At 31.5% G+C, this 17,107-nt stretch carries 8 protein-coding genes, 1 tRNA gene and 1 pseudogene; 2 read left to right on the top strand and 8 right to left on the bottom strand.

Annotated elements, in window-relative coordinates:
• From EC396_RS06165 to EC396_RS06190, 6 genes and pseudogenes are all read right to left on the bottom strand, one after another.
• Nucleotides 1-1,197: pseudogene (locus EC396_RS06165) on the bottom strand (transketolase); the annotation flags it as partial.
• Between the two features lie 12 nt (nucleotides 1,198-1,209).
• Nucleotides 1,210-2,532, bottom strand: coding sequence for a glycoside hydrolase family 27 protein (locus EC396_RS06170; RefSeq protein ID WP_129365834.1), 1,323 nt, complete (start codon nucleotides 2,530-2,532; stop codon nucleotides 1,210-1,212).
• Between the two features lie 13 nt (nucleotides 2,533-2,545).
• Nucleotides 2,546-4,303 carry an SLC5 family protein gene (locus tag EC396_RS06175; protein ID WP_129365835.1) on the bottom strand — a complete coding sequence of 586 codons (1,758 nt, stop codon included), beginning with the start codon at nucleotides 4,301-4,303 and terminating at the stop codon, nucleotides 2,546-2,548.
• A gap of 2 nt (nucleotides 4,304-4,305) precedes the next feature.
• On the bottom strand, nucleotides 4,306-5,838 hold the full coding sequence (locus tag EC396_RS06180; protein WP_129365836.1) for a hypothetical protein: 1,533 nt from the start codon (nucleotides 5,836-5,838) through the stop codon (nucleotides 4,306-4,308).
• A 285-nt stretch (nucleotides 5,839-6,123) separates the two neighbouring features.
• Nucleotides 6,124-10,389, bottom strand: a complete 4,266-nt coding sequence (locus tag EC396_RS06185) for a hybrid sensor histidine kinase/response regulator transcription factor (protein ID WP_129365837.1) — start codon at nucleotides 10,387-10,389, stop codon at nucleotides 6,124-6,126.
• A gap of 194 nt (nucleotides 10,390-10,583) precedes the next feature.
• On the bottom strand, nucleotides 10,584-11,765 hold the full coding sequence (locus EC396_RS06190; protein ID WP_129365838.1) for an aldose epimerase family protein: 1,182 nt from the start codon (nucleotides 11,763-11,765) through the stop codon (nucleotides 10,584-10,586).
• Between the two features lie 234 nt (nucleotides 11,766-11,999).
• On the opposite strand from EC396_RS06190, the gene EC396_RS06195 reads away from it, so the two are divergent.
• Both EC396_RS06195 and EC396_RS06200 read left to right on the top strand, forming a co-directional pair.
• Nucleotides 12,000-14,927: a glycoside hydrolase family 2 protein gene (locus EC396_RS06195; RefSeq protein ID WP_129365839.1), complete on the top strand. Its 2,928-nt coding sequence runs from the start codon at nucleotides 12,000-12,002 to the stop codon at nucleotides 14,925-14,927.
• 13 nt (nucleotides 14,928-14,940) lie between these two features.
• On the top strand, nucleotides 14,941-15,693 hold the full coding sequence (locus EC396_RS06200) for a ThuA domain-containing protein (protein WP_129365840.1): 753 nt from the start codon (nucleotides 14,941-14,943) through the stop codon (nucleotides 15,691-15,693).
• 163 nt (nucleotides 15,694-15,856) lie between these two features.
• Here the strand turns inward: EC396_RS06200 and EC396_RS06205 are convergent, their stop codons facing one another.
• The gene (locus EC396_RS06205; protein WP_129365885.1) at nucleotides 15,857-16,573 is read right to left on the bottom strand and encodes an ATPase; all 717 of its coding nucleotides are present in this window, start codon (nucleotides 16,571-16,573) and stop codon (nucleotides 15,857-15,859) included.
• Between the two features lie 443 nt (nucleotides 16,574-17,016).
• Nucleotides 17,017-17,104: transfer RNA gene (locus EC396_RS06210), tRNA-Ser, on the bottom strand.
• Nucleotides 17,105-17,107 lie beyond the last annotated feature (3 nt).

Below are 17,107 nucleotides of genomic sequence, written 5' to 3' on the forward strand. Positions count from 1 at the left end.
AAAATCATTCTTTTTTAAGGCGTGTGTATTTTTTAAGAAACCATCTGTTTTATCACTGTTTGATAAATCGGCTGAAGAAACAATCATATTCTCCACATTTTGTGCTAAATAACCCAACACATTTGCTGAAGCTGCTCTGGTTGCCAATCCTGGTTTATTAACAATAGATTCAAAATTTAACGCTGGTAATTTTCCTGCTAAAAAGCCATCTAACTTTTCTGCTAGTTCAGGATTGTCACTTCTCCATTTGCTTATTTCAGCTTTTTTTGCTGCTGCAGCTGCTTTTTTATTTTCTAAAAGGGTTGCGTAAAACGCTTCAACATCGGCATATTTTGCAAAAGGATCGTTTACATCAGCACCTAAGTTTTTTAGGGTAGCATTAAAATCGGCTCCTGTATGTCCAATTGGCTGTCCGTGTAGTTCACAATGTCCTTCCCAATTAGCACCTGTTTCAGTAACACAACCTTTACCCATAATGGTTTTACCAATTATTAAGGTTGGTTTTTCTTGCTCATTATTAGCATCTTTTAAGGCTTTTCTAATCTCATCGTGGTTATGACCATCAATAGTTACTACTTTCCAACCCCAAGCTTCGTATTTTTTTGCAGTGTCTTCTGATGTTACTTCATCAGTCATTGTAGATAATTGCACATCATTTGCATCATAGAACATAATAAAATTGTTCAATCCTAAATGTCCTGCTATTCTTCCTGCTCCTTGTGAAATTTCTTCCTGAACGCCTCCATCTGAAATAAATCCGTAAATTTTATGATTCATCCAATAACCAAAACGTTCTGCTAAAAATTTAGCTGCAATGGCTGCTCCAACACCCATTGTATGTCCTTGTCCTAATGGTCCTGATGTATTTTCAATTCCTCTTAAAACATCAACTTCTGGATGACCTGGAGTTACAGAACCCCATTGTCTGAAGTTTTTGATATCTTCTTTTTTATAATTACCCAATAAATAATATTGTGCATATAATAGGGTTGATAAATGTCCTGCATCCATAAAGAAACGGTCTCTAAATGGCCAAGACATATCACTTGGATCAAAGTTTAAAAATTCTGAATATAAAATATGCATAAAATCGGCGCCTCCCATTGGTCCTCCTGGATGTCCTGAATTTGCCTGCTCAACCATTGAAATGGCCAAAGCTCTTATATTGTCTGCTGATCTTAAATTTATGTTACTCATTTTAACGCTGTCTTATCTTTTTATTAAATACATTTTAGCTCCGTGTGGTGCTACTTTTGCTGAAAAACTATCAGAAATATTGAACAAGTCTTCTTTTTTCCACACATCTCTCAATGATTGAATTCCTGACAGTTGTACTTCTGAAAAATTGAAAGTAATTTCTCTTTCATCATCTGAAACATTAAACAAGGCTACATAAATTCCCTTTTCATTTTCAGCTACCCATATTTTTTCGTTAGAATCACCTCTTAACAATCTATTATTCCAGCTATGTTGATTTACTTCTAAAACCTCTTCATTACTAATTAAACCAATTGTAAACTCGCTTGTTTTAGGTAAATTTCCTCCAAACATTAATGGCGAACGGAACATAGACCACAAAGTCATTACTGTTATTTGCTCATCATTTGTGAAGTTTGAAACACGATTTATTCCGCCTGATTCACCTCTTGGCAAATCGCCTAATGGTAACATATCTGCATCTGGCCAATGACCTTCTGTTACAAAAGGTGCCCATATTTCACATCGATCCATTTGAGCCTTTAACGAACCCCATTCATCCCAAAAATCTGCAGAAATACGCCATAGATTAGCGTGATTTCTCAAATGATTGATAATTGTGGTTTCAGGACCTCCTGGAGAAATACTAAATACAATTTCTCTTCCTGAATTGTTAATAGCCTTCGCCATTCCTTCAATATCATCAATTCTGTAAGGAGAACCTTCCCCTGTTGGAGAACCACTACTTCTATGAACTTCAGACCAAGCATTTACATCATCGGCTTTGATATAATCTACCCCCCATTGCGCATATAATTCAAATATAGAATCGTAATAGTTTTGTGCTTCTGGCTTTGAAAAATCCAATGTTCTTAAACTATTAAACCAAGGACAACGCTCTCTGTTGTAAGCTATTTGATCTGCAGTGACATTTGTTCCTTTTACTTTGGTTTTTTGTTGAACTGCTTGTACAGGAATACCACGCATAATATGAATTCCTAGCTTTAACCCTAAACTATGAATATAATCGGCCAGAGGTTTAAACCCTGCTCCGTTTACCGATGAAGGGAAGCGAATTGGATCAGGTATTAACCTTCCGTATTCATCAATTAATTGAGGAATATTTTCTGTTTTATAATTATGATTGTCAATCTCTGGTCCGTACCATCCTAAATCAACTACTACATATTCCCACCCATATTGCTTTAAGTTTTTTGCAATAAATTCGGCATTATCTTTTACTTCTTGTTCTGTTACATTGGTACCAAAACAATCCCAACTATTCCACCCCATTGGTGGTTTTAAAGCTCTTTTTGAGATTTTATTATTATTCATTTTATTTTACTTTTTATAATATCACTGAAAACGTAACTATAATTCCTACTAACATCAACACACATAATAGCCACCACAAGAAAATACTGTTATACCACTTTGTTCCTAATCCTTCTTTAAGTGCTTCACCATTGATATTAAAAACCAAATCATCACTAACTTGGTAACCCGTAGGTTTTTTAGTTATTAATGTTGAACCTATACAAAGTATCATTGAAAACACCCAAGTTATTAACCCTTGATTTGCAAATGGCTTAATTATATTGGCGATTGTTGAAGTTGAATCCTGCAATGGACCAAATTCTAAATACTTTAACAAACCGGCCATTGCAAAACCACCAATAATAGTAACTAAAGCATCCTTTCCTCCAACTCTTTTCCAAATCATACCTAATAAAAACAATGCAGAAAATGGTGGTGCTATAAATGTATACAGTGCTTGAATAAGTACAAATAGATTTACCTTTGTTACTGTTGATAATATAATAGCAAACAATACTGATGTGCCTAAAAATATGATTCCTGAAACTTTACCTACATTAATATAATGGCCTTCGCTTTCGCTCTTTTTATAAACATCTCTATACAAATCAATAGTAAACATTGTTGAAGTTGAGTTTAACACAGAACTAACGGTAGACTGTATGGCTCCAAAAAGAGCTGCCAATAAAATACCTTTCATAAAAGTTGGCACTAAAATATTGACCATTACAATATATGTTTTGTTGGCTTGTTCACTTTGAAAACTCCAATCACTTGAACTTAAAAACTCAGGTTTCATAGCAAAAAATATCAATCCTGGAATTACCACAATAACCGGTAATAACAACTTTAAAAAACTTGCAAACATCATCCCAGCACGTGCATGGTACATGTCTTTTGCTGCAAATATTTTCTGAACCATTGTTTGATTGATAACTGTATACCAAAGTCCTATATAAAAGAAACTAAACACCCAATGTGTCCAAGGGTTTGTATCGTGATTTAAAGGCTGAATAACCGATAATCTATTATAGTTATCTCCAACATTTGAACCTTTTAAAATATTTGTCACATTGATATCAATCCAATCTTTTGCCCAGGCAATACCTCCAGTATTTACATCAATCATTTTTGAAAATCCTGAAAAAATCCCTTCACCTTCACCTAAATAAACCAATCCTAAAAACGTAACTGTTAAACCTCCAAACACCATTATTAAAATGGTTAACACATCCATAAATGCAACCGATTTTAATCCACCCCATACAGCCCAACCACCAGTAGTAATACCTATAATAATACATGCGTTAATTGGAGAAAGGTTAAAAAACTCGATTAAGATTAAGCTACCTCCATAAATTACAGGTCCCATAAAAGCAAAAACATTTGCTAAGATTGAAACCAACGCAAAAATTAATCTTGTTTTTTTATTGAATCTTTTTTCTAAATATTCTGGAGTAGTATAAACTTTAGAAGTTAATAAGTATGGTATAAAAAGCCATATCAAAAACGTGAAGGCAATTACAGTACTCCACTCACCTGTGGCTACACTAATTCCGTAAATAACTGCAGCTCCAATTAATCCAATAAAATGTTCTGTACTTATATTAGCAGCTATATATGAACTACCAACAACGTACCAAGGTAAGGTTCTACCTGCTAAAAAATAATCAGAAGAACTATCATTCTTTTTACGACCAAACCACCAGCCTATAAAACTTAAGACAGCAAAATATCCGAAAAAAGCAAAATAATCCCAAAAACCAAGTACAAAAATGCTATTCTCCATAATTATTTAATAATTTCAATATTAGTAACGAAGGTATTTGTATCAACATTAAGCTGATCAAAATCTGTTACAACCCCTTCATTTGTTTGTATATTTTTTAATTTGATTCCATCAATATTACTAGCAGTACTTTCACCTATTAATTGTTTTCCTATTTCAGCAAAACTTGCATTTATAGTAATATTTTCTAATAATACATTTCTTAATTTTCCACCACCGGCTCCTTGATAATTAGATTCTCCAATTTCTACATCAAATAAGTTTCCGTGATTTAATTGTACGTTTTTGAAAGTTAAATTGTAAATATCTGCGCTTCCTCCGTGGCGAGCAGCAATAAAAGCTTTGTTAGTTCCTGTTAAACTCACTACGTTCTCTACCCAAATATCTTTTGCAAAACCAGCGCCATTCCAAGTAAGCATAATGTCTCCGCCATTATTATCTAAACCCCAAAAAACCATATTTTTGATTCTTATATTTGACACAGAAACTCCAGTTAATTCATCACTTCCGTCCCATTGTATTTCATCACTACCATTTTCTTTATCATACAAACCGGTAATACATATGCGATCATCATTGCTAGCAATAAAAGTATCTTCAAGCAACACACCCGAACTGTATGTATGTACGCCATCATTATTATGTTCACCAAAACCGCAAAGTTTTAAATTTCGCATAACAATATCTTTACAGTTTGCAACCTCCACCTGGTAACTAGGACTACTTCCTATAGCAATACCGTCTATTACAACATCTTGAGAATCAATAAAAACAATACCTAACCAATCTGCATCCCATTCTTGCTCTCTTGCATTTTCGTCTTCTGAAGATTCCTCAGCATGTGGAACAAAAGATTGAGAAATAAACCCTCTACCTATAAGTTTAACGTTTTTCTTATTTTTAGCTTTAATTGTAGCTTCTAAAATGGCACCACCAGCAACATAAACTGTATGAATTCCATTTACATATGGGTCCCAAGCCTGACCATATTGATGAATCCCTGGTTCGAGAAACAATACACCTTTATCGTCTTTTGAAGGAATTAACATTTCTGGCAATTCTACACTAATTATAAAAGAATGCTCTTTGCCATTAATTGTAGCGCTAACAACAAATTTTTCAGGTTGATTAATTGTGAGTGTTAAAGTTTGGTTTTCTTCATTTACAACGACACCTTCTCTAAAAGGTAACACTTTCCAGTTTGAAGCATTTTCTAATAAACATTTTACCTCTAGGGTAACACTTTCATTTGTTGAAAAATTTACATACGAAACACCATCATACGAAACACTTTTTAACTGTTTTACATGTTCATGTTCATCTTTTATTTCTCGGGTATGGTAAACAAAGGCATCTTTATTGTTTACTTTTAAATCAAATATTGTTGATTCAGACATACCATGAATTTTGTCTATGTCTTTTACTGGTGGATACAGTACAACTGTATCTTGAGAAACTACTTCTTTTGATGTATCATTTTTACATCCAACAACTAACAATAGTCCTACCAATAATGTTATAATTATTTTTTTCATTTTACTATATTTAAAACCTTTAATTTCGATGCATTTACTTGCTCTATCATTCTTTTATTTTTAATAATAGTTCAAATTTATTGACATAAACGGCGTTTAACGTTGCTCAAATGAAAAGACATTTTGCTTTTTTGTGTAATTTTTAAAAATCTTTACTTTTTTGTGCAATTTTTCTCTTAACAAAATATTGGTACTTATTTATCATAAAAAAAGCCTGTTAATTTTAATTAACAGGCTTTAGATATTTAATTTTAATTTACTATAAGAAGGTACTTTCGCTATAAGTTAATCGTTATTTTTTAAATTTTTCACAAACTCTGAAGGGGTTACACCAAACTGTTTTTTAAAACTTTTTGTAAAATGAGATTGGCTTTGAATTCCAACCTTATCCATTACCTGAATTATATTTAAATCTGAACTAGATAAAATTTGAGCTGCCTTTTTTAAACGAATCTCTCTTATTAGGCCACCTACCGACTCTGAAGTTACTTCTTTAATTTTTGTATAAAGTTTGGTTTTGCTAATACCTAATAAACTACACAATTTAACAACATCAAAATCTACATCTTCTATATTTTCATCTATACAATTTATTACATCTTTTAAAAATTCATCTTCAATATCTCCTTTTACATTTTTTCGAGCTTCTTCAAAAGTATTTTCTAATGTTGTTTCTTTGAGTTGTTTTCTTGTTCTTAAAATATTTAAAATTGTTAAATGCAATACTTCCATACTAAATGGCTTAGAAATATAGACATCTGCTCCAGATTGCGCACCTTCAATTTGACTTTCTACATTGTATTTTGCTGATAATAAAATAAATGGAATTCCACGATACTTGTAATTTTCTTTTACTTTTTTACACAAAGTTACGCCGTCCATTTCAGGCATCATTATGTCGCTAATTATAACCTGAATTTTATGTTTCTCTAAAAGTTTAAGCGCTTCAACACCATTTTCTGCTTCAATTATATTAAATTCTTCGTCAAAATGATCTTTCACAAAACTTCTTAATTCTGAATTATCTTCAACCAACAGTACTTCTGGTTTTGTAAAAGTTTCAAACAACTTTAGTTTACTGTCTGTAATTATGCTTTGCTTATCTACAAAAGGACTTAATGCACTTTTAGAAAGCTGAACAGAATTTTCTAATTTTTGTTCACCAAAAACCTCCTTAAAATCAATGTTAGGAATTGCTAAAATAAATTTTGTACCAATATTTTCTTGGCTAAAAACATGCAAATTTATATGATGAATACCTACCAAACTTTTGACCAACGTTAACCCTATTCCAGATCCTTGTATGTCCGATGCATTGTCTCCTTGAAAGAATCTATCAAAAATAAATTCCATCGAACGCTCATCAATACCTTTACCGGTATCTTCTATTGTTAAGTATACGTAATCTGGTGCGTTGTAATCAGATTTAATATGATTGGAATGTGCATATCTAAAATTACTTTTTTCAGGTTTATCATTTAATCTCACTGAAATTTTACCTCCATTTGGAGTAAATTTCAAAGCATTTCCTAAAATATTAAAAATAATTTTCTCTAGTACCGATCTATCGAATTGCAACTCTTTAATTTGTAAATTATTTTCAAAATTTAATTCTATAGATTTATTTTCAGCTGTAGCTATAAATGACTCTTGTATTTCATTAAAAAATGGAGCAATTTCATGTAACCTAGCCTTTAACTTATAAGAGTCGGAATTTACTTTTCTGTAGTCTACCAATTCATTAATTAATCTTAAAAGTCTTTTGGCATTTTTGTACATTAATTGATAATACTTTTCCTTTTTATAATCGTTACTTTCATCATTACTCATTAACTTCTCCAAAGGATTTAAAATTAAAGTTAAAGGAGTTTTAAATTCATGAGAAATATTGGTAAAGAACTGGCTTGTTAACTGAAATAATTTATCTTTTTCTTGTTCATGAATCAAAGAAACTTCATAATCATTTTTTAATTTAAACCATCTTACAATTGCCAAATAGCCAACAATAAGAATGAGGATAAAAAATAATATATAGAAAAAAATAGCTGTATTTGTTAACCACCAAGGTGCTAATATGGTAATTTTTAAAGTTTTCATTTCATCTGACCAAACACCATCATTGTTAGTTGCTTTTACTTTAAAAATATATTCTCCGTATGGAAGGTTTGAATAACTAGCCTTTCTATCGTTAGATTCGGCATAAATCCATTCTTCGTTATATTTAGACAATTTATATTTAAATTGAGTTCTGCTAGGATTTGCAAAATGCAGTGAAGAAAACTGTATTTGAAAATTATTTTCTAAATAATTTAAGGTAATTTCTTCAACAGAATTTATTGAAGATTTTAATATTTGATTGTCATCATCATCACTTTTAAAAACATTTACAATTTTATTATTAACATATAAATTAGTTAAAACAACTCGTGATTTATAATTGTTAACTAATATGTTTGAGGGTAAAAAGTAATTAAGACCAGCTGTACTACCAAAATAAAAATTTCCACTTTTACCATGATAAGACGCCCCAACCTTAAAACTATTACCAACCAAACCATCTTCTTTGTCAAAATTTGTAAATTCTTCTTTTTCAATATTAAACATTGACAACCCCTTACCGCCTAACCAAAGCTCATTATTTTTACTATCGTATAAAATACTTTCAATATCTGTTGAAGGCGCTCCTTCAGCAACAGAATATTTTTTTGCCTTATAGCCTAACTCATATTTAGGACTTATAATCAATTTATCTAAACCGCCTCCCAAAGTTCCAACCCATAAGGTTGAATCGTTTTCACGAACTATTGGCCAAATCCAATTTGAACTGATACTATTTTTATAATCTACATTTCCTATATAATGTAAAATTTCTTTAATGGTTCCATCTTCATTTAAAAAAATATGGTTTAAACCATTATCTGTTCCAACAAACACTTCAGGATAATAATCATCTGCATAAACAAATGTTATTACATTTGATGACAAACCATATTTATCTCCTTCTGTTTTTTTAAAAACATGTTCAATTTTGTAATTATTTATGTTGTCATATTCAATTCTATTCAAACCCTTTAACCATGACCCAGCCCAAATGTTTCCAAATTTATCTTTTGCTAGTGAAAAAATAATATTGTTTGAAATTGAAGGTTTACTTTTTTCATCATCAGATATCTTTAGAAATTTATCAGACTTGTTTTCTAAAATGTTCAAACCTTCAACAGTAGCAACCCATAACCTTTCCTTGTTATCTAGTACCAAGCTTCTAATTTTATTACTTGATATACTACTTGAATTTTCAGCATGATGTTTAAAAACCTTGACTTTATTTGTTTTTAAATCATAATAATTAAGCCCGGTCTTTTCAGTACCAATCCAAACATTACCATCATTATCTTCTAAAACAGCTCTAACATAATTTTCAGAAATAGTGTTTGTTGAATTTGCCTCGTGCTTAATAGAATTAAATTTTTTCTGATTTAAATCAACATAACTTACACCTCCATCGTAATTAGATATCCATAAAATTCCTGAGCTATCTTTTAACAAACCAATTATTGAGCTCGATGATAAATTAGAATTCTCCTCGTTAAAATAACTAAACTCATATGTGGTATTTACCAAATTTGCTTTTACTAAACCGTAACTTGTAGCTATCCAATAATCATTATTTAATCCTTTTTCAAAAGAACTTATATAGAATTGATTATCAAAAATATTTTTATTACTGATGTATGGATTTTCAATTTTATAATAAGAAGCTGATAAACTATTTTCATTTACTTTATCAAAAACTGCAGTATTTGCTTTTAAAAAACCTCCTTCGGTTCCCAATAACAAATAATTTGTTTCACTGGTATTTAAACCCGTAAGCATATTGTAATTATTATTACCTGTAGAAACTTTTATTCGCCTTAAATTAACTTTATTATTTGATTTTTGAACGTAATACAACCCAACATTTGAAACAACCCACTCCAAGCCATTTTCATCAATTTTCATATCTAAAAAATTTGCTTGTTTAGGTACTTCTGGAAGAAAATTTTCGCTTAAAGTAATTTCATTTAAACCATTAAATTGAATTGAAAAAACTTTAAAATAATTATTTGCCAATACATAAATGGTATTCTCTTTTGAAACATAAACAGAATTTAATTTAATGTTGACTAATGGTGAATTGTCATTTAATTTCCACTTTAACTTTAAAAATGATTCTGTATTTACATTAAAACATTCAATTCCACCTTGGGTAACCAACCACAGATAATTATCCTTAGGAATAATTTTTGAAATTCTATTTTTATAAACACTTTCAAAAGGATTGTTTTGATTTGAAAATGTTTTTAAGTCGTACCCATCATATCTATTTAAACCTCCAAGAGTACCAAACCATATAAAACCTGCTTCATCTTGAACAATTGAAGTTACGTCGGAATGCGCTAAACCGTCATCGACAGAAATTTTATTAAATCTTAAATCTATCTCTTGAGAAAAAAGAGTTGGCAATGCAATTATAAATGCCAAGAAAAAGACAATAGTTTTATGTATTCTCATATAAAATAGTTTTCAAAATGTCCAAATTCGCTAAAAAGCATATTTCAGTTGCTCAATAAATAATGAAACAAATGTAACGTATCAACCAAATTAAATTTAGCGATTTCAGTTTAAACTATTGCTATTTTGTGCTATTTTATGCTATTTTAATAAAAAAACAAGAAATTAAGGTGCAAAAAACTTTATACAAATTATTATTCACCAATAATTCCAAATTTATAAATACAAACTGAGTTGTACTTTTCACCAGGTTTTAACAAAGTGCTTGGGAAATTTGTTTGATTTGGAGAATCTGGAAAATGTTGTGTTTCTAAACAAAAAGCTCCTCTATAGTTATAGGGCTTTCCACTTTTCCCAACTGTTTTTCCGTCTAAAAAATTTCCTCCATAAAATTGTAAACCAGGTTCATTTGTATAAATTTCCATAACCCTACCATGTTCAGGTTCCTCAACTCTGGCTGCAAAAATTAATCCAGCCTCGTTTTTTGGTTCTTCATTCAAAACAAAATTATGATCATAACCAAAACCATTAGAAAGTTGTTCATTTTCAATTTCTAAATCCCTACCTATCGTTTTTGGTGAAGTAAAATCGAATGGAGTGCCCACAACACTCTCAATTTCCCCTGTCGGAATTAAGGTCTTATTTACAGGAGTATATGCATTCGCATTAATGGTTAAAATATGATTGTTAATACTTCCTTCACCGTCACCTTTTAAGTTAAAAAACGAATGATGCGTTAAATTTACAACTGTAGGTTTATCTGTGGTTGCCTCATACTTCATTACTAGCTCGTTTTCATTGGTTAAAGTATAAGTTACTTTTACATTTAAATTTCCAGGATAACCTTCTTCCATATCAGGTGATAAACGGCTAAATTCTAATTTATTTTCAGCAAGCTGAACACCTTTCCAAATTTCATCATTAAATCCTTTAGCCCCTCCGTGCAAATGATTTTCACCATTATTTGTAGCCAAAGTATATGTTTCACCATCAATGCTAAATTTCCCTTTAGCAATTCTGTTTCCATAGCGTCCAACTGAACTTCCAAAATAATTTTCACTGGCATTTTTATATTCATCCAAAGTATAAAAACCTAAAACTATATCCGCCAAATTACCATCCTTATCTGGCACCATTAAAGTTACCAAACGCTGACCATAATTGGTGAAAGTTGCCGAAAGATTGTTCTTGTTTTTTATAGTAAATAATTTAATAGCGTCATCGTTCCCTTTAAATGTTTTCTCATTTAATTTTAACGTTGTCGACATATTTTGATCTAACAATCCTGCTTCATTTTTTTTATCGACATTGTTTTTACAGGCTACAAAAACCAACACAAAAATTACAGGAATTACAAATATTATTTTACGGAGCATTTTAAAATTTTTAAAAGTTATAATTGTAAAATTAAGCAACCTTAAAAACAACTAATATCATAATTGTTCCAAATAATAGTTAATTTGTTTTATTCAACACATTTATTTTAAATATTATGTTCTTTTTTATTGAAACGTAAATATTTAGACAAAGCAGCAATTATCTAGTTCAATTAAACAAATCATAGCTATCACATACTCATAAATTTACAATAAAATTTAACTTAAATTATTATGAGATATTTAGCTTTTACTTTCGCAATTTTCATTTCTTTCCACATACAAGCTCAAAAATTAGATTTTGTAGATCTTACATCTTCCAAATGGCGCCTTTGGTTAGACAAGGATGCTACTTGGGTTGATGATGAATTACATTTAAAACCAAACTTGCAAGACCTTCCAAACAATCCACCTACTACAGGATGGGAATCACTTCAAAAAAATGGTATTGAAATTAATATTCCGGCAACTGTTGAAGAATATTTTTGGGGTAAAAATGGAAACGATTTTGGGATAGCTGGTGATTATATTGGTGTTTCCTGGTTTTCAACTAAATTCAAAGCAAATGAAAATTGGAAAGGAAAACGCATCTTATTAAATTTTGAAAGTACACGTTTACGAGCTGAAATTTACATCAATAATCAATTAGCTGGTTACGACATGTTTAACGGAACGCCTTTTACAGTTGAAATATCAAATTATATAGATTACACAAAAGAAAATGAACTTGCCGTAAGAATCACGGATCCCGACGGGAATTTTGCCTGGATTGACTTTTTAAATGATAAATGGGGTGGAAAAAAGCCATTAAGTGCCAGCCACGGCTTTGGCGGTATAACTGGTGGTGTAAACATTACGGTAAAGGATCAAACTTATATTGAAGATGTTTTTGTTAAAAACACCCCCGAAATTACAAAAATTGATATTGAAACCACTTTTAATAGCCTTAACAATTCGGTTTCAGGTGAATTGATTGCTGAACTTTTTAAAACTGAAAATAAGGTACTTTTATCTAAGAGTATCCAGGTCCTAAACAACAATCAAACTAACTTTAGTTTTAATTTTCCAAAAGCAAAACTTTGGTCTATTGAAAATCCGAACCTTTACTATGTAAAATTAACCTGGAAAGGAAATGATGGAAGTACAGATTCAATTACGAAGCGTTTTGGTTTTAGATGGTTTGATGTGGTTGATGTAAACGGCGATAAACAATTTCACTTAAATCATAAAAGAGTGATGTTACGCACATCTATTTCTTGGGGCTATTGGCCTGTTAACGGAATAATTCCAAACAAAGAATTGGCAAAAAAACAAATTCAGATTGCGAAAGATTTAGGACTAAATATGTTAAATTTCCATAGAGGCATTGGACAAGAAATGATTTTAGATTTAGCTGACGAAATGGGATTGCTGTATTATGCAGAACCTGGAGGGTACAAAACTGGGATGAATTCAGAATTTTCTCAGGAAATGAATAGAGAACGTTTAAAAAGAATGATGGTACTTTTTAGAAGTCACCCTTCACTTGTACTATACAACATGATTAACGAATCTACTCGTGATCCTGAACCTTTTGAAATTGAAGATATACAGTTAGCGCATACTTGGGATGAAACCAGAGCAATCACTTTTACGTCAACAAATTTTTCAAAAAGAATGAATTATGAAAATAATATGAATCCTGAAAAAATCGAAGCTCCTGTAAAATTGCACATGCTACCTTATAACCATAAGCCTCTTTACAAAGGTTGGTGGGATATGCATTATGCTGACGGACCAGGAGTTTACTTAGATAAATTTTATAACGACCCTACTAATTTTCATAAAAATTCAACAAATAAAGAAGAAATTATTATGTGGGGAGAAGATGGTGCAATAGGAACTCCTCATAGATTGGAATTAATTAACAAAGAACTACAAGGAAAAAATTTAGGATGGGACGGTCAAGCATACATCAATCAATTTAACGCTTTTGATCGTTTTTTAACCGATAAAGGTTTTAGAACAGCTTTTCCAACAGTTGACGACCTTACTCAAAGTTTAGGAGCTGTGGCAATGTATTATCAAGGTCGAATTATTGAAAATGTGCGAATTAGCAATGTTGTAGACTGCTATGTTGTAAATGGCTGGGAAGGTGAAAAAATAGAAAACCATTCTGGTATTGTTGATATTTTCAGAAACCCAAAAGCAGATCCGAAAATAATGGCACACTACAATCAACCGCTCTTTATAGCTGTAAAGGCTCAAGAATTGGTTTTAGAGAAAGGAAAAAATGCTTCAGTAGATTTTTATATTGTAAATGAAAAAAATATAAAAGGCAAGCATCTATTAGAAATTTCTGTAACTGATAGTAGTGGTGAAATCTATAAAAAATCATTTACTGTAAACGTAACAGGAGGAACTACTTATGGTGAACTTTTAAAAAACGGAATCAAATTCAACGTAAATAATAATGGGTATGTTACAGTAAATACCACCTTAAAAAAAGGAAATAAAACAATTGCCTTTGGTAGCGAGAAACTATTTGTAACATCATTAAATAACAAATTACCAACTATTACTATTTCAGACACGACTAATTATTTGCCTGAAATTTTAAAAGAGATCGCTATTGTTAAAAACAATGTCACTGCTGTTAAAACGCAAGATATTGAAACACAGGTAATGGTTACAGACAACTTTACAGATTTGTTTGGAAAACAAAAATTCCCATTAAGACAAGACATTTTACAATGGCTAAATCACGGAAATAAATTGGTAATTATTGATGATGTTGAAAAATTTGCCGAGTGGCTTTCAGCTAAAGAAGTGATGGATTATAGAGGTAACAGGAAAATAAAAACCAATTGGTATGGTGGTAATTATTTTGTAAAAGAAGATGGTATTTTCAATGAATTACCTGTTGATACCGCTTTCAATTGGGAGTATCAATGTTTGGCTGGTTATGAAAACAATCGTTTTGGTATTCGTTGTGAAAATGGAGAAACTATTGTTGGCATCTATGCTGATCATAAAGAAGAACTATTTTCGGCGATTGTTAGAATTCCGGTTGGAAGAGGCGAAATTATCATTTCAACATTAGATTTAAAAAAAGCAATAAAATCAAATACTTCCGCAAGTATTGTAGCCAAAAAAATATTACAGAATATGATTCTTTATTAAAACCAATTTGAATATGAAACATAAAGTCATTCATTTATCCGCTATTGCATTGCTATTATTCTTTACAACTTCTATTTTTTCTCAGGAAAGCATGAAATTAGCTTCTTTAAAAAACAAAAGAGTATTGTTAGTGTATGGAGGCTGGGAAGGTCATCAACCAGAAGCTTTTGCAAAAAGAGTCAATGAATGGCTTCAAAAAGAAGGTGCTATTGTAACTTTAAGTGATTCATTAGGAGTTTATACACAAAAAGAAATCATGGAAAATACCGATATTATTATTCAACATTGGACCATGGGGCAAATTTCAAAAGAACAAAGCAATGCGCTACAAAAAGCTGTGAAAAATGGTGTTGGATTAGCAGGTTGCCACGGTGGATTGGGTGATTCATTTAGAAACAATACTGGTTACCAATACATGATTGGCGGACAATTTGTAGCACACCCAGGAGGTTTAATAAATTATACTGTTAAAATTTCTAATGAGAAAAGTCCAATCAGTAAAGGATTAAAAAGCTTTGACATAAAACATACTGAGCAGTATTATATGCATATAGACCCTAAAGTAAAAGTGCTAGCAACTACTACATTTTCTAATACTTATGACTATTGGATAGAAGGCGCTGTAATGCCCATTTGTTGGACAACAAAATTTGGAAAAGGAAATATCTTTTACTTATCTATAGGACATGACCCACAGGATTTTGACAACTATGAATCTTGGCAATTGTTAACAAGGGGTATAAAATGGGTAAACACCAATCATTAAAATCTTACTAATCTTTCGTTTAACATAACTATTATCTAAAAAAATATCTGATTAAACCATAAAATATACTATTGTCTTTTATCTTTTGAATCACGAACAAAGCTTATCAAGTTAAACATTACTCATCCCTTTATTATTTGTTTTGGTATTCGTGAATGATGAACTACAGCCTTTTATCTGTGGATTTTGAGTCAAATGCTATAACGTTCATCATTTGTCTTAGTCTGCTTCTTACACGATTTCCATATTTTTTCTCGATTTCGTCTACGTTGAGGTTGGTGGTGATGTGGGTTTTTGAATGACTATGACCTTGACTAAAACTAAAACTAAGACTTTGACTAAAACTAAGACTTTGACTGGTTTGGGTAAATAGATCGTAACGTGATAAAAGTATTTCACCCATTACGTTGCATTCTTTGGCGTAATGAGAACCGGTTGGTTCTACACCTAAATCGTCAAAGCAGTAGTTTTTTGTTTGGTTGTATTTTTCTAAAACTTCGAATCCGGATGTATTGAAATTAAACACAATATTTCGGGTTGGAACAAACACGTAGTTTGTTTTGTGTGGTGCCAGGTGCAAAAGTAACTTCATTAATGATGTTTTGCCACATCCTACGGGTCCAGTAAGCAACAAACCTTTGCTGGTGTCGATTCCCATTTGAGCGCAGCTGTGGTGGTCTTGAATGAAGTATGAGCATAGTTTGAAGAACAAAGCTTCGTCTTCTTTGTAGATTCTGAAGTTTTTTCCGAATAACATATGGCCTTTGATGTTGAGGTAGGTTTTTATTTTTTCAAAATCGTAGTGAATTGTGTTGTTTCGGATTTCACCGATTTGGAATTTTGAGGTGCCTTCTGTTTTGATGTGTGGTGTTGGGTTCATAGTTTTTTTTTGGATTTGATTAAACATTCTATTCATTTTTTGCTTGTCCAAAAAACGAATCAAAAAAGGACACTTTTTCGTAGGAATTTCTGCTGCGCAGAACCATCCTTAAAACTTCGCGTCACTGCGTTCCTGGTTTCGAAGCTTTTAAGGATATATTCTTTCGAAAAAGGGGTTTTTTAAAATTTTCATAGCGGGATATCATATCTTTTGTTTTGGTTGACCTGGAGGTTGTCTTGAAAATGGTCAAGTGGTAAAGCGTTTGGATCGTTTGCTCTCGACTGCGCTCGAGATGATAATTTCATTTCTTCCGCTTTTAGCATCCAACTCCGTGCGGTGGCTTGCCAATCGACCATCTTGGTTTTTGGTTATAAATTGAGGCATTAAAAAACCCCATAAACATAGCGTTTATGGGGTTTTGTTGTTTTTTGGTTATTTACTTGCAGAGGAGAAGGGATTCGAACCCTCGATACCCTTTTGGAGTATACACACTTTCCAGGCGTGCGCCTTCGACCACTCGGCCACCCCTCTAAT

The organism is Lutibacter sp. HS1-25 (assembly GCF_004121075.1).
GTDB lineage: Bacteria > Bacteroidota > Bacteroidia > Flavobacteriales > Flavobacteriaceae > Lutibacter.